Source organism: Marinomonas lutimaris (genome assembly GCF_019426345.1).
GTDB lineage: Bacteria > Pseudomonadota > Gammaproteobacteria > Pseudomonadales > Marinomonadaceae > Marinomonas > Marinomonas lutimaris.
Genome location: NZ_JAHLLW010000006.1, coordinates 179,555 through 197,953, shown reverse-complemented (window position 1 = coordinate 197,953; position 18,399 = coordinate 179,555). Strand labels below are relative to the sequence as shown.

The following is an 18,399-nucleotide window of genomic DNA, read 5'->3' as shown; positions in this document are numbered from 1 at the left end:
CGTTTTTTTATGTCTACATATTTTGCTAGTGAGATCACTAAGGTAGAGGCAAGGGTTTTAGTTGGTTGCTTGCATAATTTAAATTAATCATCATGAGTTCTTGGCTTGCTTTGGTATCGCCCATGGCTTTCAGTAAGCGACTAAGCTCGGCAAGGGCTTCGTTTTGCGTATCAAGCGACAACGCTTGTTCATAGTAGTCTCTGGCCTTACCCCACAACATCATAGATTGGCTTAAGCGGCCACAGACGAGGTATAAGTTTGCGCTTGCAGGCTCTTTTTTAAGCCAGTTCTCACAATTTGTTAAAAGCTTTTTGGTGTTGTCTTGCTTGATGTTGCCATACTCATAAACCAACTCTTCAGACCATCTATTATTTAGGCTATTGCGAATAAAACTTTCTGCTTTTGCATCATCGCCAAAACGAATAAGAGTGTGAGCATAAAGTTGTCTCATTCTGTCATCTTGAGACAAGGTGTCTAATTTGTTCCAGAGGTTTTCTACCTCATTAACCAGTTCTTTCTGATTCTGTCCTAGTTTATTGCGGAATTTGATTTTATCCAGCAGCGCTAAGAACGCATTGCGTTCAAGTTCGAGCATGTTGTCGTCGTCAAAAATGCCGTCTTTTTTAAGCGTTGGAGTCAGGGGGAGTAGGGCATCCCAGTCTTTTAGTTGTGTGTAAACGGTGACTAGCATTTTTAACACTTGCTTGTGCTTTGGTTTAAGCTTTTGCAGTCGCAAAAGCGAGGCAAGAGCGCCTTCATAATGTTGTTGTTTCATTTGAATTTGGCTTTGTGCAAAGCCAATAGCAAACTCCGCTTCAGGTGTAGATTTATGCGCAGAACGTAATAANAGCGCCTTCATAATGTTGTTGTTTCATTTGAATTTGGCTTTGTGCAAAGCCAATAGCAAACTCCGCTTCAGGTGTAGATTTATGCGCAGAACGTAATAACGCTTTTGAACGTTCATGTTCATCTTGTTCGCTGGCAGCGTAAGCTGCACTGATGTAGTTGATTAATGGGTAAGGGACTTTTTCGGCGCTGTTGGTTAGCAATTTTTCTGCTTTGTGCCAATTGCCTCCAACGAGTTCTAGCATGCCCCTAATGGTATTTCGAGACGCTCTTTTTTGCGCTAAATTACCAGTTACTTTCGCCAAAGAGTTGCTTGGCCTCAGAGTGATAAATAAAATGCGTTTTATCCAACTTAGCACAAATAGCGCGATAATCATGGCGACAACTAAGACCCACAAGCTGGTTTCAACTGTGACACCATTATAAGCTAATAGCACATAACCACTGTCCTGGCGCATCAGCAAACCTAATACACCGCCCACTGTCATCATAATGACAAGTAAGAAAAGGAGTTTCCTCATACCTTATCTCCTAGATTTTTTTGAGGTGCAGCAGAGTTTTCGCCTTCTACTTGAGACTGCTCTGCATTGTCGGCGCTATTTGGCTTTCTTATGCTGCGATCATTCCATTCTTTCATCAAGGATTTCATTGCCATCAATGACTCTCTAGGTAGTGGCAAGTCCGGTGATGGGTTCAGCTGTTGTAAGGCCGTTAGGCTAGCCAAAAATGTTGTAACAATATTTGATTGGGTTTCGAAATGTTCGGTTGTTGCTTTTGCAACACGTGATAAGGCTTGTTGATAAATCGCTGGTTCGCCTTTGATTAAGGCAACTTGAGCAATTTCCAACTGAAGTTGTATACCTGTAGTGAGTTCTTGATATTCCGCAGGCGGCAGTAAAGCTCTAATAGGCTTGTGGTCATAGTTGATGACTACTAATGAGCGTATGGAGCTCCAAAAGCTTTCCAGAATTGAGGTGATTTTGCTTGTTGTTGCGTCGTCGATTACTGTTGTTTTCTTTGTTGTATTTGCTAGCCACTCTTTTGATGGTTCCCGTTGAGGAAGTGTTTGCACGCTGTCATATAAAGCGTTGAGCTTAAGGTATGCGCCTTCCAAATCAAATTGACTAATAGACTTTAGGGCTTGGATATCTTTTGCTAAAGCTTTGCGAGTGGCAAAAACAATAGGGTCTGCTAACTCGTTAAGGATGTCATCGGCATTGATGAGTAATGTAGCCGCGCCACTGCTGTCAGACTCAAGTAATAAGCGCTGATTGGCAAGACGAATTAAATATTCAGCTTCTGCCAGTTTCCAGTCTTCTTTCGTAGTGTTGTTTAGTCTATTTAGTTTTGACTCAAGCGATAGTAGTTTCTCGTCTTGTCGTGTTTGTTGGGCTGCAAGCTCATTTTTTTGCGTCAAGCTTGTTTGTTCTGCTGTTTTAGCTTGCTCAATCAATTGGTTTAGCTGAGATTTATTGAGTGTACTGGCACTAAGTCTATTGTCTAAATCAGTTTGCTGAACGGCTAATTGTTTAACGTCTCTGGGGAGTGTGTTTTGTGTACTTTGAAAATAAAGCCAGCCACTTGTTGCCAAAGCGACAGCGGAGAGACCAAGAGAAAATGAAGCAAGTAGATTTGTTGCTGTTTGTGGCGTGTTTTTTTCTTCAGACTTATTAGATAAACCTGGCTGACTCTCTTTGCTTTTAATTTCAGCTTCAGGCGTTGTCTCAATAGAGTTGTTTGGATGTTGCTCTTGCTTGTTATTCTCAGTCATTCTATTTTCCTGTGTGAAATTCTGTCGCTTTGATCAAGCTATTATCGTCAGCGCCATTTGCGCACGAGGCATTAATCCAACCCATTTCTTTTGCTTGCTGGTTTACCCTGATACTGGGTGTGAGTATAGGGAGGGCTTTCCATTCAGGCTTATGCTGTATAACGTATTCTGAAAGATTGTCTAAGCTTTCGCCACTGGTTACCCATATTAAATCGATATCGGGCAGCATAAAGAAAGTTTGAGCTGAGTAGTTAGGTTTTTTTCTATTGTAGAGAGATAGATAACTAACCCTTGCGCCTCGCTCTTCCAGTTTGTTGCCGAGTTCTGGGCGTCCGCCTTCGCCACGAACAATCAATATTTTCTGATCTTTCATTTTGGCAGGTTTTAGCCATTCAAGTAAGGCTTCCGTTGTATGCCCTGGATTTGATAGAGCTGGAATGCCTTCATCTATGAGTGTTTGTGTGGTGCCTTGGCCTATGCCGATCCAATGCACGTTTGCAGGTAGCATGGGCCAGCAGTCATCTAGCCAATCGCAAGCAAGTCTGGCGGCATTTTTGCTGACAAAAATCACGTAATCAAACGTATCTATATCAAATACTTGGGCCCGAATGATAGCCTTTTTAGCGGCGTCTTCTATCGGTGCTATTTCTAGCATAGGTAAAGGAACAGCTGTCCAGCCATGGGCGCAAACGCGTTCACGACTAAGCGAGTTTTCAGGTTCGGGTCGAGTGATTAAGATGCGACAGTCTTGCACTGATATTTAGCCTACTTTATTTATTTGTATAAAGCGTCAAGAATGACGTCTGCGCCACGGGCAAGTAAATCATCAGCTAATTGCACACCAAGGGATTTCGCATCGTCTTTATGGCCGCGAATTTCGCCTTGAATCATTGTCTTACCATCAGGGCTACCGACCAAGCCTCTTAACCAAATCGAGTCGTCAGTGAGTATCGCAAAGCAGGCAATAGGTGCTTGGCAACCACCGTTAAGGCGCTCATTGACTGCGCGTTCGGCGGACACACGAATAGCGGTTTCTTCATGCTGTAATGGCGCTAATAAATTAATAGTTTGCACGTCATCAGAGCGACACTCTATCCCCATTGCGCCTTGTCCACCTGCTGGCAAGCTAGTCTCGGCAGGAATTCTTTGCCTAATTCGGTCAAACATTTCTAGGCGAACTAACCCCGCGGTTGCTAAGATAATGGCGTCGTATTCACCGTCGTCCATTTTTTTTAAGCGAGTGTTCACATTGCCGCGAAGGTCTTTGATGATCAAGTCAGGGCGATTCATTTTTAATTGACAAGCACGACGTAAGCTAGATGTTCCAACAACAGCACCGCTTTGTAGTTGATCCAACGATTCAACTTTATTGGATACAAAAGCATCACTCGGGTCTTCGCGTTCACATATAACAGCGAGTCCAAGTCCTTCAGGAAAGGCCATTGGTACGTCTTTCATAGAGTGAACAGCAATATCTGCACGACCATCCATAAGAGCGCTCTCTAGCTCTTTAACAAAAAGACCTTTGCCGCCAATTTTAGAAAGTGGTGAATCTAAAATCTGATCGCCTTTTGTTGTCATGCCAAGCAATTCAACTTTCATATCTGGGTAGAGGCTTTCTAGTTGCGCTTTGACGTTATTGGCTTGCCAAAGGGCTAACTGACTTTCTCTGGTTGCGATCACAATCTTATCTTTCACTTCATCTCCTAATGACTTGTAGATGGATAATTACCTTTCAATTTTCTGTGTTAATGATACTCGCTAAGGAGGAGCCCGTCATCTTTCAATGCTTTATAAGTCGAGGCGCTTAATGTACTCTTGGCAGCTGTTTGAATTTGTGTGGGAACCAACCGAATGACTGATACTAATAAAACCACGAACCAGCAATGGGGTGGTCGTTTTTCTGAGCCTGTCGATGCGTTTGTAGCGCGTTTCACTGCATCTGTTGAGTTTGATCAACGTATGGCAAAGCAGGATATTCAAGGGTCAATTGCACATGGCAAAATGCTTGCTAGTGTAGGTGTTTTGACCGAAGAAGAACGAGATCAGATTATTCAGGGGCTGACTGAAATCGAGGATGAAATTGCCCGTGGCGAATTTGAGTGGTCGATTGAATTAGAAGATGTTCACATGAACATTGAAGCTCGTTTGACGCAGAAAATCGGCATTACCGGTAAAAAACTACATACTGGCCGTTCTCGTAACGACCAAGTTGCTACTGACATCCGCCTTTATATGCGTGATGAAGTGGACTTTTTAATGGAAGAAGTGACTCGTCTGCAACAAGGCATTTTGAGTTTGGCGGAAAAAGAAGCCGATACCATTATGCCAGGCTTTACTCACTTGCAAACGGCTCAACCTGTGACGTTTGGTCATCATTTGATGGCTTGGTATGAAATGATGCAGCGTGATTACGAGCGTCTAGCAGATTGCCGTAAGCGTATTAATATTTTACCACTTGGCGCGGCGGCCCTTGCGGGAACCACTTATCCAATTGACCGTCATATGACAGCAGAGTTGTTAGGCTTCGAACGTCCAACATATAACTCATTAGACTCTGTAAGTGACCGAGATTTTGCCATCGAATTTACAGCAACAGCTTCTATCATCATGATGCATATGTCCCGTTGGGCTGAAGAAATGGTGATGTGGGTATCTGCTCAGTTTAACTTCATTTATTTGCCTGACCGCTTTTGTACTGGTTCCTCTATAATGCCGCAGAAGAAAAACCCTGATGTGCCAGAATTAGTTCGTGGTAAAACTGGTCGTGTTTATGGACATTTGATGGGCTTGTTAACCTTGATGAAGTCGCAATGTTTGGCTTACAACAAAGATAATCAAGAAGACAAAGAGCCATTGTTTGATACGGTTGATACGCTAAAAGGGTCATTGCGTGCATTTGCCGACATGATTCCTGCTATTGAGTCTCGTAAAGAGCATATGTATGAAGCGGCTCGTCGTGGTTTTTCGACGGCTACCGATTTAGCTGATTACTTGGTTCGTCATGGTGTTGCGTTCCGTGATGCTCATGAAGTTGTTGGTAAGGCTGTGGGTTACGGTGTGAAAGAAGGCAAGGACTTATCTGAGATGACGCTGGAAGAACTTCAGTCTTTTGGTAGCATGATTGAGGCGGACGTGTTTGACGTCTTGACGCTTGAAGGTTCTGTTGCGGCTCGTAACCACATCGGTGGAACAGCACCAGAGCAAGTGTTAAAAGCGGTTGAACGCGCTAAAGCGGATCTTGCTACGCGATAAGATTTGATTAGATAGACAAGAATTAAATCATTTAAAAACGGCTGCCTAGGTCAGCCGTTTTTGTTTAAAAAATTTTTAAACGGGCTGTTATTTAACGGGTTGATCTAAGTTAAATGGTGAGTCTGGGCCCAATATTTCATTAGTGATGATGCTAGGTGAAATGTTTAGCTCAAAGTGAAATAGCTTGGATTTTACCCCACAGCCGTCAAATACAATGGCCCAGCCTTCATTACTACCTTCTTTAGGGAGTCGCCAGCAGACGCCTTTAATATTGACATAGCGTGTTCCATCCGCGTCTTTAGTGATTGGGTAGTCGACTTCTTTTGTTAGGCCTTTCAAGTAGTCTTTTTGTGCTTTTTTCGACTGCGCAATTTTATCCCTCAATTCTTCAGAGAAAACGCCAGTTAATGCGGCATCGTCCACATCCGGCGACAAGGATACTTTTGATAAGTCGAGCAACTCTGGTTTATCAGAGCTTAACCGTGCTGAATCAAGGCTTGAGTTCTGCTTGCCATTTTGTGAAGGGCTTCCTGAAAGCGCTTGCTCATTGTCCATATTGCTGATCACTTCTTGAGGATCAAATCCATTGCTTCTTTCGCTTAGCTCTTTGCCTGTGGGTTTTTTAGGCACAATGCTGGTGGGGGATTCAGTTGGTATTTTGGGCTCTATTTTTTCTACTGGCTTTGTATTTTTTGCCTTAGACGCTGCGGTCTGAGCTTCTTCTGTGATAAGCGTTGTGTCTGCGGGCTGAGCATCTACAGATTGATTGTCTATAGATTGATTTTCCACAGGTTTAGTATCTTCATTTTGCTGAAATGTATCCGCGCCTGTCTGTTCATTATTCGGCGTTGCTGGTGCTGGTAATAAAAACAATTCGAAATTGGATGGTTGCGTGTCTATATCAAACCAATGTTGGCTGTCTGATATTTCAATTATTAGTATGTGTATTGCGATGGCACAGACAAGTGCAGCCATCCATGGGGCAATTCTGTTTTTCATTAAGCTTCTTGTTTTTTGCGTTTTGTTGAAGTTAGCGATGTTTGGATCCAACTTAAGTCAGTATCTTTATAGCTTGAGGTAAATATAGCAAATTCAAGCCAAAGCGCGTGCCTATTCTAGGTAAAGAATTCTAAGTAAAGAATATCTATGTAATTGGCTCGCTAGGGTTGGGAAACGAACTTGCTGCAAGGTATACTGTCTCAATCAAAAATAGAAGAGATAAGATGATGTTTAAGTTGCTTTCAGTATGTGTTTTGGCTGTTTTCCTTACGGCTTGCGGAAATAAAGGTGCGCTTTATTTGCCGGATGATGCACCTGAAGCGCAGCAAGAATCGTCTTTATAGCTGAGGATTCCCTTTTGGACTTTTTTAATTATTCGAATCAGACTCTGCATGCAGAGGATGTTGCTTTGCCAGATGTCGCTAATCAGTATGGTACGCCTTGTTATGTATACTCTCGTGCCACTCTTGAGCGTCACTATAAAGCGTATGCTGATGCTTTCGCATCACACCCAACTCTGATCTGTTACGCCGTAAAAGCCTGTTCTAATATAGCGATTCTAAATGTATTGGCTCGTTTAGGATCAGGCTTTGATATTGTTTCTATTGGTGAGCTTGAGCGTGTTTTAAAAGCGGGTGGCGATCCTTCAAAAGTGATGTTCTCCGGTTTAGGTAAACAAGCCTTGGAAATGCGTCGAGCATTAGAAGTGGGGATTCATTGTTTCAACGTTGAGTCTGAAGCGGAATTGTACCGATTAGATCAAGTTGCTGGCGAAATGGGTAAAGTGGCACCTGTGTCTTTGCGTGTTAATCCTGATGTCGATGCTAAAACACACCCTTATATTTCAACTGGGTTGAAAGAGAATAAGTTTGGTATTGATATCAAAGACGCGGTTCGCATCTATAAAATTGCTCATGAATTGCCTAACTTAAATGTCATGGGAGTTGATTGTCATATCGGTTCACAATTGACAGAGCTAAAGCCTTTCTTGGATACATTTGATCGTTTGATCGGCTTGGTTGATGAGCTTGCCGAAGTTGGTATTACGATTAAGCATCTTGATCTAGGTGGTGGTTTAGGGGTTCGTTATCGTGATGAAGTACCACCTGAGCCTGCAGATTACGCCAAACTTTTACTTGAAAAAGTCAAAGGCAAAAACTTCGAACTCGCGTTTGAGCCAGGTCGTTCTATTGCAGCTAATGCTGGGGTTTTATTAACGCAAGTTGAGTTTTTGAAATGCAATCCGCATAAAAACTTCGCCATCATTGATGGTGCGATGAACGATCTTATTCGTCCATCTTTATACGGCGCTTGGATGAACATTGTTCCTGTGTCTTTATTGCCAACACCAGAAGGCAAACGCAGCTATGACCTTGTTGGTCCTATTTGTGAGACGGGTGATTTTTTGGGCAAGGATCGTGAATTAGATATTCAAGCTGGCGATCTTTTGGTTGTGCGTTCTGCTGGAGCCTATGGCTTCACTATGTCATCAAATTACAATAGCCGTAATCGTGCAGCGGAAGTCATGGTCGATGGCGATAAAACCTATTTGATTCGTGCTCGTGAAACGATTGAACATCAGCTGGCTGGTGAGCAAATCTTGCCAGACTAAGGAGTTCATCGTGTTATTAAAATTTACCAAAATGCATGGTCTAGGAAATGATTTTGTCGTCGTTGATGCAGTGTCTCGTAAAGTGTTTTTTAATAAGCAACAAATCGAGAGACTGAGCGACCGTAATTGGGGGATTGGTTTTGACCAGCTTTTAGTGGTCGAGCCACCCACTGATCCTGAAATGGATTTTCGTTATCGCATTTATAATTCGGATGGCAGCGAAGTCGAGCATTGTGGAAATGGTGCTCGTTGCTTTGCTAAGTTTGTTTTAGACCGAGAGTTAACAAATAAACGCATTATCAATGTTGAAACAAAACGCGGCGCGATCCAATTGCGAGTGCTGGACGGTGGTTTAGTTACGGTAGATATGGGGGCGCCAAGTTTTGAACCGCAGGATTTGCCATTTACGGCAGAGCCTTGTGATGGTCTTTACAGCATTATGGCTGGCGATACTGAGTATTTTATAACGCCTGTGTCCGTTGGTAATCCTCATGCTGTCATTAAAGTCGATCAACTGTTAGATGACGAGGTTGCTAACGTTGGTGCACTGATTGAGTGTCATGAGCGTTTTCCTAGAAAAGTGAACGTTGGCTTTATGCAGGTCATTAATCCTGATGAAATCAACTTACGCGTTTATGAACGTGGCGTGGGGGAAACTCAAGCTTGTGGAACCGGTGCTTGTGCAGCCGTTGTGGCAGGTATCAAGCAGGGATGGTTGTCACCTAAAGTGACCGCTCATCTTCGTGGTGGCGATTTGCATATTGAATGGCAGGGCGAAGGTGCGCCGATTCTTATGACTGGGCCCGCTGAGAAAGTATTCGAAGGTCAAATTTACCTATAGAGGGATTATGAGCGAAGAAGAAGTTGTTCAATATTTGTCAAACACACCGGATTTTTTTATTCGGAATACTGATTTGTTGGAGAGTCTAACGCTTCCTCATCCAATTAATGGAAAAGTGATTTCGTTACTTGAATATCAAGTACATTCGCTGCGAAAAACGACAGCGGATTATCGTGCAGAGTTTGATCGTCTAATAGAGGTGGCTCGTGAAAATGAGTCTACTATGCAAAAAAGTCGTCGCTTGGTATTGGCGGGTCTGACTTGCAGCTCTTTGGATGACTTTGCTGTTATTATTGATGACATGGTGAGAGACGATTTTGAAGTGTCTCACCATGCATTGGTTTTGTACGGTGAATTCCCTGATAGTGCGGTCAGGTCGCATAAACTGGTGGAAGATGATGTGTTTTTATCTCATGCTGCTGGGTTTACGGACTGCTTTTGTGGTGCGTTGCCTGCCAATGAAATGAGCTTTCTTTTTCCTGATGATGCTGCCTCTATTCGCTCTGTTGCTGTGTTGCCGCTTTTGTCACGAGAAGGCGGAGAAGTTAGGAAATGCGGTGTTCTTGTATTAGGGGCAGAAAATAAGTCTGCTTTTGATAAAGAAAAGGGCGCTTTGTTTCTGCAGTATCTTGCTGATTTATTGAGCGCTATCTTGTTGAGGTTATTGCCGTGAGCCTGCTGATTACCTTCGATCTTGATAACACATTATGGGATGTCGCTCCAGTTATTATGCGAGCAGAATATGCCATGGAATCTTGGTTTGAAGAGCGTTTCCCTGGTTTCTCTGTGCAATATTCGCTTCTCGCCCGAGAAGAATTAAAAAGCCAAGTCTTGTCCAAAAATCCCGAGTTAACCACTAACTTAACTGCGACTCGTTTGGCGGTATATCAGTTGGCGTTAAAAAAATTTGGATTGCCCACTGAAGAAGCCGAATCTGTCGCTGGAGCTGCATTGGCGCATTTTTGTGAATGGCGTCAAAAAGTGGATCTTTATCCTCACGTTGTTGATGTCTTGGAAGCCTTGGGTCAGAACTATACTTTGGCTGTTATCACCAACGGTAATGCTGATGTATTTCATCCTTATGTCGGTTTAGGGCAGTATTTCGAATTCGCAGTGCGAGCTGATCAGGTAGGTGTTGCAAAGCCTGCTGTTGATGTATTTTCAATGGCTGCAAAAAAGGCTGGTGTAGATATATCTGAGCTTATTCATGTGGGTGACCACCCTGTGGATGATGTGTTTGGCGCGTCCAATGCTGGCGCGAAAAGTATTTGGTTTAACCGTCATGGCGCGCAGCGTTGGGGGGATGACTGGGGGGCTCGCTCTCATGCAGAAATACATTCTTTACTTGAGTTACCAACGGTTATTCGATCTTTAAGATTATAGCATTTTTCTATCGCTATAATTAACGGGAACTCGTTTTTACCCTAATCATTTAGTGATACACTAGCCACATTCATTAGTTAAAAATAGAATTTTGAGGAATTATTATGAGTGAGAACACAATTCAAATCACTGATGCTCAATTTGCAGAAGAAGTGCTTAATTCAGACATCCCTGTAATTGTAGATTTTTGGGCTCCTTGGTGTGGTCCTTGTAAAATGATCGCGCCTGTTTTGGAAGATGTGGCTGCTGAATACGCTGGCAAAGTGAAAGTTGTTAAGCTAAATGTTGACGAAAACACAGAAACCGCGCCTAAGTACAATGTTCGCGGTATTCCTACTTTGTTGATCGTTAAAGGTGGCGAAGTGGTAGCGACTAAAGTTGGCGCAGTGTCCAAATCTCAATTGGTAGAGTTTGTAAACAGCGCTATCTAATGCCTGATTAGGTGATTTTAGTGTAAAAGAAAGCAGCCTGATGGCTGCTTTTTTTGTTTTTATTATCCTGTTCTATAATAAACGCATCAAAATTTTGTCTTTTTTTTCTTCTTAATGTCTGTTGCCGCTTTTTGCCGTCTCTATTCTATTTTTTATTAAGTTATTGAAAAATATCAATATTATTTTTTGGCATCATAATTGCTTTATATGTTTCGTACAGATGAATAATATTTTTCTTTGAGGATCGAATGGCTATTTCTTTTGCGAGTGCATTTGCTGGACACGATAAGACGCTGGAGTTTCGCAGTGCGAGAGCGGCTGTCCTTGCCAACAATATTGCCAACGCTGACACGCCGAATTATAAGGCGAGAGATATCTCGTTCGATTCATTTTTAAATAGTGAAAGCAAAAAATTGCAGCTTGCTGGAACGAACTCGCGCCATATTTCTGGGGAAGGTTTTTCTGGTGAGCCAGAAGGGTTGTTGTACCGAAATGCTAACCAGCCATCTTTGGATGGTAATACGGTAGATATGCAAAGAGAGCAGGCTGAGTACGCTCAAAACTCATTACAGTTTGATACGAGTTTTATGTTCTTGGATCGAAAAATTAACGGCATGAAAAAAGCGCTTACTGGGAATTAATAACGATGTCTTTGAGTAATATTTTTACTATCTCTGGATCTGCAATGAGTGCTCAAACCATACGTTTGAATACGATTGCTAGCAACATGGCAAACGTTGACAGTGCAGCAAGTTCAGCCGATCAGACTTATCGAGCTCGTAAGCCCGTGTTCTCGCAAATGATGAATGACAGCATGCGTGAATATGGTTGGAACAATGCAAACAAAGATGATACCGGTGCTGGTGTTGGGGTAAAAGTAGATGGCATTGTGGAGTCAGACGCACCTTTACAGCCTAGATACGAACCAGATCACCCAATGGCAAATGAAGATGGTTACGTGTTTTATCCGAACGTAAATCCTATGGAAGAGATGGCAGATATGATGTCAGCGTCTCGTTCTTTTCAGACAAACGTAGAAATTATGAACTCAGCCAAAAGTATGATGCAGAAAATGCTCACGCTTGGGCAGTCATAGGAGCTGACAGATGGCAAATATATCTGACTCGAAAGGTCTTAATGGGTTGATTTCCCAATATGGGACTGAAGCGGCTAAAACAAAAGCTGGTATTGAAAAGCCTGATGTGCAGAAAGACGAAGCGGCGCTTGCTGATCAAAATGTCTTTTTGAAGCTTTATATAGAGCAGCTTAAAGGACAGGATCCGACCGCGCCGCAAGATACTAACGACATGGTGGCGCAGATGTCTCAATTTAGTTCGTTAGAGCGGCTGACTAGTATCTCTGATCAATTAGAAAACATGGCCACTTCGCTTACGTCTAATCAGGCGCTTAGTGCTTCTACCTTGGTGGGTAAGTCTATATTGATGGACGGTAGTAAAGTGAAAGTGACGGATGGTCTTGAGGCTGTTCAGTTGAGAACGGTAATACCTGAGAATTCTAAGGCTGCAACATTAAAAATATACGATGCGGATAACCGTCTTGTTCGTACCGCCGCGCTTAGCACGGGTGAGTACAAGTGGGATAAGTTAGATGATGACGGAAATGTTTTGCCGCCTGGTGAATATCGTTTTGCCGCGTCATCAACCAATGAGCAAGGCGAAATATCGGCGATGAGTACTCAGGTTCCTACGCGAATTCAAGGCGTCACCATAAATGGTGAAAATGGCACGGTTTTAAACGTGGAAAACCACGGCAAAATCAAACTTACGAACGAATTAGAAATATTAGGGTGATTGGAGAGCATTATGGGATTCAATACTGCATTATCTGGCATTAAAGCCTCTGCCGATTATTTAAGTGTTACAGGTAATAATATTGCCAACGCCGATACCACGGGCTTTAAAAAGTCACGTATTGAATTTGATGACCTCTATAATACCAGTGTACTTGGTGCCGGGAGTGGAAACAATATTGGTTCTGGTGTGAGCGTGAGTAAAGTGTCTCAAGAGTTTTCTGCCGGCAACATATCTTACACAGACAACAACTTAGATCTTGCTGTGGATGGCAGTGGTTTTTTTGTTCTTGATTCAGGGATTGCTCAGTCCTATACCCGCGCAGGCAATTTTAAGCTTGATGAAAATGGTTTTCTAGTAACAAATACTGGTAGTAATGTTTTGGGGTTTAATGCTGTTGATGGTGTTGTGGGGGGGAATTTAGAGGATCTAAAAGTGCCAACGGATCGAATTCCGCCAGAGCCAACCACTGCGATGGAACTAAAAGTAAACTTGAATTCAGAGAATGATGATATTCCAGCCTTTATTAAGGCGGACTTTGATCCATTAAATCCAGATACTTATAATTTCACCCAAACTCAAGGCGTTGCAGATGGTAATGGTAAAACACATATAGTTACCTACTATTATTCAAAAAGTGAGTTGCCTAATACCTATAAAGTAAATGCCACAGTTGATGGAAATCTGACTGATGATAATGGTGCTGCGTTCTTAGGTGAAACTTACGCTACTTTTAACTCTGCTGAAGGTGGTACGGATTATAATGGCGACGGAACAGAAGAGCAGCCGTTTGAACTCCTGTATCTCGGTGCAACTGAGCCTGGTGAAGCCGATATAGCTGCCGCAACAAAAACACCTTTAGCGGTTGCTGGAACAATAGGTGGTGTTGCTATTGCTTCAGCGCTTGCGCCCGAAGAAATGAGAGAGCCTAGCTCGGTTGCTCGTGAGGTATTTGACCCGTTAAGTCCTGATACTTACAACTACGGCAATACCAGAACGACTTTTGACTCATTGGGAGAGCCTCATACACTAGGGTATTACTTCATTAAACAAGGGGAAGATAATACTTACGAGCTTCGTGTCACAATGGATGGGAAGGAAAGTTATACGGATCCTTTTACAGGCGAAGACACGCGGTTTTTAGAGAAAAATACCACTGTCTCTTTTGATCCTGCTGGTAATTTGATGGGGGCTTATCGGGGACTTCCTCCTTTTGGAGTTCCGCAGCCAATTACACTAGAGATTAACGGGATAGATCCAACAAACCGAGGTCAAGTTACGCCATTAGATTTAACTGGCTCAACGCAGTTTGCGTTAAATAATACGGATAACTTCGAGCAAAACGGTTTTTCTGCTGGTGAGTTGCAAGGTGTTTCTTTTGATAGTGATGGCTTCTTAATGGCCAATTACACCAACCAACAAACGGCAACTCTTGGCCAGGTTGCCTTGGCAACATTTGATAGTACTGACGGTCTTGTGCCGTCTGGGCACACAGGATGGCTGGCAAGTAAGGGGTCCGGTCCTGCTGACATTGGCCGTCCGAACACAGGAACATTTGGCAAAATCCAAGGGGGCGCGTTAGAAGAGTCTAACGTTGATCTTACGTCTGAATTGGTTGCGCTTATTGAGGCGCAGCGTAATTACCAAGCGAACAGTAAAACATTAGAAACAGAAAATACTGTTACACAGACGATAATTAACCTCCGCTAATTTTCTGGAGAGAGAAGATTTGATGCCGGAACAGCTTCGCTGTTTCGGCTTTTTTTTGCTTTTTTTATCGTTTTTATAAGTTGGTACGCTTTTTGATAGTAGTTACCTTAGTTATGTAAATTCTTCTGGGAGAATTGTAGTGGATAAGGCCTTATATTTAGCAATGAGCGGTGGTGTACAAACTATGAACGCTCAAACCATACACGCTAACAATCTAGCGAACGTCAGCACAACTGGCTTTCGTTCGGATTTTGAACAAGCTCGTTCTATGCAAGTATATGGTGACTATCATCCCAGTCGTGTTTATGCGATGACAGAGAATCCAGCCACACGTTATACGCAAGGTGACATGATACAGACTGGTCGCAATTTGGATGTTGCCGTTGCTGGCGATGGTTTTATTGCTGTTTATGATGAAGGTGGTCAAGAGGCTTATACTCGAGCTGGTGACTTTCAAATTAATGCCGCAGGGCAATTAGTAACAGGACGGGGTTTGCCTGTTGCTGGTGTGGACGGGCCTATTTTTTTGCCGCCTGCTGATAGCATTAACATTACTGCCGACGGTTCTATTTCTATTGTTCCGCAGGGGGGGGCTGGTAACGAAATTGCTGTGCTTAATCAAATTAAATTGGTCAATCCTGATAAACAAAATTTACGCAAAGAAGAAGATGGTTTGATTCATTCCCGTGATGGTCAAGCCTATGATGTTGACCCAAATGTCCAGCTAGTAAGTGGTTTCATCGAAGGCAGTAATGTGAATGCAGTTGAAGAGATGACGCATATTATGAATTTATCACGCCGTTTCGAAATGAACGTGAAGATGATGGATTCAATTCGGGAAAATGCAGATTCTTCTGCTCGCATATTGCAGCGTACGTCTTAAGCATGACCTGTAATTGCATCAAGAATAACGTAGAGAATAACGGAATAAATTAAGAGGCTTTTATGAATTCAGCATTATGGGTCAGTAAAACCGGTTTGAGTGCGATGGATAAGCAGTTAAACGTCGTTGCCAACAACTTGGCAAACGTTTCGACAACGGCATTTAAAAAAGATAGGGCGGTATTTGAAGATCTAATGTACAAAACAGTACGAGCACCTGGTGGCTTGAGTGCGCAAAATGCTGAGTTGCCATCAGGTTTACAGTTAGGTACTGGTGTGAAAGTAGGAGCGACCCAAAAAGATTTTTCTAATGGCGACTACAATATGACGGATAGGCAGCTTGATATTGCTATCCAAGGTAAAGGCTTCTTACAGGTATTGCAGCCAGACGGTACTATCGCTTATACACGTGATGGTAGTCTTCAACTTAATAGTGAAGGTCAGCTTGTTACTTCTGGCGGCTTGGTGGTTGAGCCTGGTATCCAAATTGACCCAGGTGCTATCGAAATTATGATTGCAGAAGACGGCATAGTGTCAGTTCGACAAAGTGGTGATGCGGATGCTCAGCAAGTTGGGGCTATAAATATTGCAGGCTTTATTAACCCAACCGGATTGAATTCGGCAGGGCAAAATATTTTCACTGAAACGAATGCTAGTGGTCCGCCAATAGTTGGAGTGCCAGGCACTGATTCATTAGGTACTATTGCTCAGGGGATGCTTGAGGCTTCCAATGTCAATTCTATTGAAGAGCTTGTCAACATGATCACGACACAGCGTGCCTATGAAATGAACTCAAAAGTTATCGCATCCGCTGATGGCATGATGAGCTTTGCAATACAGCAGTTATAGTAACGTGTGGAATATGATGAAGATTAAATTTGCGTTCTTGGTTTTGTTAAGTGCTTGTTTGTCTGGCTGCCTCTCTTGGGATGTTAATGAGCAAGCTGTTGCCAATGCGGCAGCGGCTGGTGCGGCAGCGGCAGTAACCGATGCGGTCATTGATGCAGTTGCTGGCGATGATAGTGAAACACCGGCAGAGTCTTCACCAGATGTTCCACGTAAAGGTTTTGTGCCAGATCCTAATGACCCATTAAATGGACCAAATATTAGTCAATCTATTCAGTCTGATGACCCTTATTATGCACCTGTGTATCCTAATGGTATGAATCCTTCGCAAGCACCAACTGGCGGTATTTATCAGACTAGCATGGGAGATGTATTTTTTGGTGATCAGAAAGCTAGTAAAGTAGGGGATATTCTAACCATTAATTTAAATGAAACGACGACGTCGACGAAAGCTAACGCGGCAACTGTTTCTAAATCCTCTTCGGCAACGATTGAGAATCCGACTGTATTAGGCCAAGAATTGAAAGTAGATACCACGCTTCCTCAGCAAGGTACGGATTTCACTGGAAATGCATCAGCGAATCAAAATAACAGTTTAAGCGGAACGATTTCTGTGACTGTCTACAGAGCCTATCCAAATGGTCTATTGGCGGTGCGTGGAGAGAAGTGGCTACGTTTAAACCAAGGAGATGAATATATTCGTTTCTCTGGTGTGGTACGTAAACAGGATATTTCGCCAAACAATACAGTAGAATCTGAGCGTGTTGCCGATGCGAGAATTACGTATTCTGGAACCGGAGATGTTGCCGCAGGAAGTGAGCAAGGTTGGGTGAGTCGTTTACTTAATTCTAGTGATATGCCTTATTAATTTAATGATCTAACAGCTGAGAGGTTTGTACCTCTTAATAGGTGACGCGATGAAGCACATAGCGCTAATTGTCTTATATTTTTTATCTTTTTCTGTTCAGGCTGAGCGTCTGAAGGACATTGCTAGTGTTCAGGGCGTCCGAGAAAACCAATTGTTTGGTTATGGTCTGGTAATTGGCCTTAATGGGACGGGTGATAGTACCGCTTTTACCAATCAGAGCTTTGCTAGTATGCTGTCTCGTTTTGGGGTGACCTTGCCTGAAGGTGTCAATGCGACGTCTAAAAACGTTGCGGCAGTTTCATTGACGGCTACCTTGCCGGCCTTTTCTAAGCCTGGTCAAAAAATCGATGTGACTGTTTCGTCTATTGGTAATGCGAGTGCACTACGTGGTGGCACGCTACTTTTATCTACATTAAAAGGTGCCGATGGCGCGGTTTATGCGATTGCTCAAGGCAACTTGGTTGTTGGCGGTTTGGGGGCGAATGGGGCAGATGGATCGCGAACCACAAGCAATGTTCCTACCGTTGGTCGTATACCAAATGGTGCCAGTGTCGAGCGTGTCGTGCCTAGTAGTTTTAATACGGGGGATACCTTGACGTTTAACCTTAATCGTCCAGATTTCACAACAGCGAAACAAGTGACGGATAAAATCAATAACCTTTTAGGTCCTGGTGTCGCGACGACACTTGACGCGACATCGATTCGAGTTTCTGCACCAAGAGATTCAAGTCAGCGTGTTACCTATTTGTCGATTCTGGAAAACCTAGATGTTGAAGTGGCTGAAGAGCGTGCGCGCATCGTGGTTAACTCTCGTACTGGAACCATTATTATTGGTCAACACGTTAAAGTGTCTCCTGCCGCGATTACTCATGGTAGTTTGACGGTGACAATCAAAGATGTGCCACCAGTTGTAGGAAAAGATGGCATAGTTACTGGTGGTCAAACGATTGTATCGCCTCGTGAAGGGATTGAGATCGCTCCGAATAGTGGTCATATGTTTGTGTTTGATCCAGGTGCTTCGCTTAATGATATTGTTCGTGCTGTTAATCAGGTTGGTGCGGCGCCGGGCGATGTTATGGCTATTTTGGAAGGCTTAAAGCAAGCCGGTGCGATTAACGCTGACTTAGTAGTGATATAGGTTTGG

General features: G+C 43.2%; 21 protein-coding genes. 15 read left to right on the top strand and 6 right to left on the bottom strand.

What is annotated here, in order from left to right; all coding sequences use genetic code 11:
* Window positions 1-37: 37 nt before the first annotated feature.
* From KPL72_RS21210 to hemC, 5 genes are read right to left on the bottom strand one after another with little or no spacing between them, the layout of a single operon-like run.
* Window positions 38-859 carry a heme biosynthesis protein HemY gene (locus tag KPL72_RS21210; protein ID WP_249422171.1) on the bottom strand — a complete coding sequence of 274 codons (822 nt, stop codon included), beginning with the start codon at window positions 857-859 and terminating at the stop codon, window positions 38-40.
* Complete coding sequence (locus KPL72_RS21205; RefSeq protein WP_430010739.1) at window positions 828-1,304, bottom strand: heme biosynthesis HemY N-terminal domain-containing protein; 477 nt, start codon at window positions 1,302-1,304, stop codon at window positions 828-830. The genes KPL72_RS21210 and KPL72_RS21205 overlap by 32 nt, the downstream gene beginning before the upstream one ends.
* 59 nt (window positions 1,305-1,363) lie before the next feature.
* The gene (locus tag KPL72_RS09560) at window positions 1,364-2,617 is read right to left on the bottom strand and encodes a uroporphyrinogen-III C-methyltransferase (protein WP_219702576.1); all 1,254 of its coding nucleotides are present in this window, start codon (window positions 2,615-2,617) and stop codon (window positions 1,364-1,366) included.
* Window position 2,618: 1 nt separating this feature from the next.
* Window positions 2,619-3,371, bottom strand: a complete 753-nt coding sequence (locus KPL72_RS09555; RefSeq protein WP_219702575.1) for a uroporphyrinogen-III synthase — start codon at window positions 3,369-3,371, stop codon at window positions 2,619-2,621.
* 20 nt (window positions 3,372-3,391) lie between these two features.
* Window positions 3,392-4,315 carry a hydroxymethylbilane synthase gene (gene hemC / locus KPL72_RS09550; protein WP_219702574.1) on the bottom strand — a complete coding sequence of 308 codons (924 nt, stop codon included), beginning with the start codon at window positions 4,313-4,315 and terminating at the stop codon, window positions 3,392-3,394.
* 156 nt (window positions 4,316-4,471) lie between these two features.
* On the opposite strand from hemC, the gene argH reads away from it, so the two are divergent.
* Window positions 4,472-5,872 carry an argininosuccinate lyase gene (argH, locus tag KPL72_RS09545; RefSeq protein WP_212916287.1) on the top strand — a complete coding sequence of 467 codons (1,401 nt, stop codon included), beginning with the start codon at window positions 4,472-4,474 and terminating at the stop codon, window positions 5,870-5,872.
* Between the two features lie 87 nt (window positions 5,873-5,959).
* Here argH and KPL72_RS09540 read toward each other — a convergent pair whose 3' ends face one another.
* A complete protein-coding gene (locus KPL72_RS09540; protein WP_219702573.1) occupies window positions 5,960-6,871 on the bottom strand; it encodes a hypothetical protein in 912 nt (303 codons plus the stop codon).
* Between the two features lie 224 nt (window positions 6,872-7,095).
* Here KPL72_RS09540 and lptM point away from each other — a divergent pair, with 224 nt between their 5' ends.
* The 14 genes from lptM (at window position 7,096) to KPL72_RS09470 (ending at window position 18,393) form a co-directional block, all read left to right on the top strand.
* The gene (gene lptM, locus KPL72_RS09535) at window positions 7,096-7,215 is read left to right on the top strand and encodes an LPS translocon maturation chaperone LptM (protein WP_212916285.1); all 120 of its coding nucleotides are present in this window, start codon (window positions 7,096-7,098) and stop codon (window positions 7,213-7,215) included.
* Window positions 7,216-7,229: 14 nt separating this feature from the next.
* Window positions 7,230-8,483, top strand: coding sequence for a diaminopimelate decarboxylase (lysA, locus tag KPL72_RS09530; protein WP_219702572.1), 1,254 nt, complete (start codon window positions 7,230-7,232; stop codon window positions 8,481-8,483).
* A 10-nt stretch (window positions 8,484-8,493) separates the two neighbouring features.
* On the top strand, window positions 8,494-9,324 hold the full coding sequence (dapF, locus tag KPL72_RS09525) for a diaminopimelate epimerase (RefSeq protein WP_219702571.1): 831 nt from the start codon (window positions 8,494-8,496) through the stop codon (window positions 9,322-9,324).
* A gap of 7 nt (window positions 9,325-9,331) precedes the next feature.
* Complete coding sequence (locus KPL72_RS09520) at window positions 9,332-9,997, top strand: DUF484 family protein (RefSeq protein WP_219702570.1); 666 nt, start codon at window positions 9,332-9,334, stop codon at window positions 9,995-9,997.
* Window positions 9,994-10,707, top strand: a complete 714-nt coding sequence (locus KPL72_RS09515) for an HAD family hydrolase (RefSeq protein WP_219702569.1) — start codon at window positions 9,994-9,996, stop codon at window positions 10,705-10,707. The genes KPL72_RS09520 and KPL72_RS09515 overlap by 4 nt, the downstream gene beginning before the upstream one ends.
* Before the next feature lie 104 nt (window positions 10,708-10,811).
* Window positions 10,812-11,138, top strand: coding sequence for a thioredoxin TrxA (trxA, locus tag KPL72_RS09510; protein WP_212916280.1), 327 nt, complete (start codon window positions 10,812-10,814; stop codon window positions 11,136-11,138).
* 248 nt (window positions 11,139-11,386) lie between these two features.
* Complete coding sequence (gene flgB, locus KPL72_RS09505; protein WP_212916279.1) at window positions 11,387-11,779, top strand: flagellar basal body rod protein FlgB; 393 nt, start codon at window positions 11,387-11,389, stop codon at window positions 11,777-11,779.
* A 5-nt stretch (window positions 11,780-11,784) separates the two neighbouring features.
* Window positions 11,785-12,234: a flagellar basal body rod protein FlgC gene (flgC, locus tag KPL72_RS09500; RefSeq protein ID WP_048814395.1), complete on the top strand. Its 450-nt coding sequence runs from the start codon at window positions 11,785-11,787 to the stop codon at window positions 12,232-12,234.
* 10 nt (window positions 12,235-12,244) lie between these two features.
* Complete coding sequence (locus tag KPL72_RS09495) at window positions 12,245-12,949, top strand: flagellar hook assembly protein FlgD (RefSeq protein WP_219702568.1); 705 nt, start codon at window positions 12,245-12,247, stop codon at window positions 12,947-12,949.
* 12 nt (window positions 12,950-12,961) lie between these two features.
* Entirely contained in the window at window positions 12,962-14,659 is a 1,698-nt protein-coding gene (locus KPL72_RS09490) for a flagellar hook-basal body complex protein (RefSeq protein WP_212916277.1), read from the top strand.
* 139 nt (window positions 14,660-14,798) lie between these two features.
* Window positions 14,799-15,542: a flagellar basal-body rod protein FlgF gene (gene flgF, locus KPL72_RS09485; protein ID WP_212916276.1), complete on the top strand. Its 744-nt coding sequence runs from the start codon at window positions 14,799-14,801 to the stop codon at window positions 15,540-15,542.
* 62 nt (window positions 15,543-15,604) lie between these two features.
* Window positions 15,605-16,390, top strand: a complete 786-nt coding sequence (flgG, locus tag KPL72_RS09480) for a flagellar basal-body rod protein FlgG (RefSeq protein ID WP_212916275.1) — start codon at window positions 15,605-15,607, stop codon at window positions 16,388-16,390.
* A gap of 13 nt (window positions 16,391-16,403) precedes the next feature.
* The gene (locus KPL72_RS09475) at window positions 16,404-17,255 is read left to right on the top strand and encodes a flagellar basal body L-ring protein FlgH (RefSeq protein WP_212916274.1); all 852 of its coding nucleotides are present in this window, start codon (window positions 16,404-16,406) and stop codon (window positions 17,253-17,255) included.
* Between the two features lie 49 nt (window positions 17,256-17,304).
* A complete protein-coding gene (locus KPL72_RS09470; RefSeq protein ID WP_212916273.1) occupies window positions 17,305-18,393 on the top strand; it encodes a flagellar basal body P-ring protein FlgI in 1,089 nt (362 codons plus the stop codon).
* Window positions 18,394-18,399 lie beyond the last annotated feature (6 nt).

What these genes read in the sequence shown, in the direction of transcription:
- flgG (WP_212916275.1), top strand. Translation starts at nt 15,605, where the DNA reads ATGAATTCAGCATTATGGGTCAGTAAAACCGGTTTGAGTGCGATGGAT.
- KPL72_RS09475 (WP_212916274.1), top strand. Translation starts at nt 16,404, where the DNA reads ATGATGAAGATTAAATTTGCGTTCTTGGTTTTGTTAAGTGCTTGTTTG.
- KPL72_RS09490 (WP_212916277.1), top strand. Translation starts at nt 12,962, where the DNA reads ATGGGATTCAATACTGCATTATCTGGCATTAAAGCCTCTGCCGATTAT.
- KPL72_RS09495 (WP_219702568.1), top strand. Translation starts at nt 12,245, where the DNA reads ATGGCAAATATATCTGACTCGAAAGGTCTTAATGGGTTGATTTCCCAA.
- flgB (WP_212916279.1), top strand. Translation starts at nt 11,387, where the DNA reads ATGGCTATTTCTTTTGCGAGTGCATTTGCTGGACACGATAAGACGCTG.
- trxA (WP_212916280.1), top strand. Translation starts at nt 10,812, where the DNA reads ATGAGTGAGAACACAATTCAAATCACTGATGCTCAATTTGCAGAAGAA.
- KPL72_RS09520 (WP_219702570.1), top strand. Translation starts at nt 9,332, where the DNA reads ATGAGCGAAGAAGAAGTTGTTCAATATTTGTCAAACACACCGGATTTT.
- flgC (WP_048814395.1), top strand. Translation starts at nt 11,785, where the DNA reads ATGTCTTTGAGTAATATTTTTACTATCTCTGGATCTGCAATGAGTGCT.
- KPL72_RS09560 (WP_219702576.1), bottom strand. Translation starts at nt 2,617, where the DNA reads ATGACTGAGAATAACAAGCAAGAGCAACATCCAAACAACTCTATTGAG.
- argH (WP_212916287.1), top strand. Translation starts at nt 4,472, where the DNA reads ATGACTGATACTAATAAAACCACGAACCAGCAATGGGGTGGTCGTTTT.
- KPL72_RS09540 (WP_219702573.1), bottom strand. Translation starts at nt 6,871, where the DNA reads ATGAAAAACAGAATTGCCCCATGGATGGCTGCACTTGTCTGTGCCATC.
- KPL72_RS09470 (WP_212916273.1), top strand. Translation starts at nt 17,305, where the DNA reads ATGAAGCACATAGCGCTAATTGTCTTATATTTTTTATCTTTTTCTGTT.
- lptM (WP_212916285.1), top strand. Translation starts at nt 7,096, where the DNA reads ATGATGTTTAAGTTGCTTTCAGTATGTGTTTTGGCTGTTTTCCTTACG.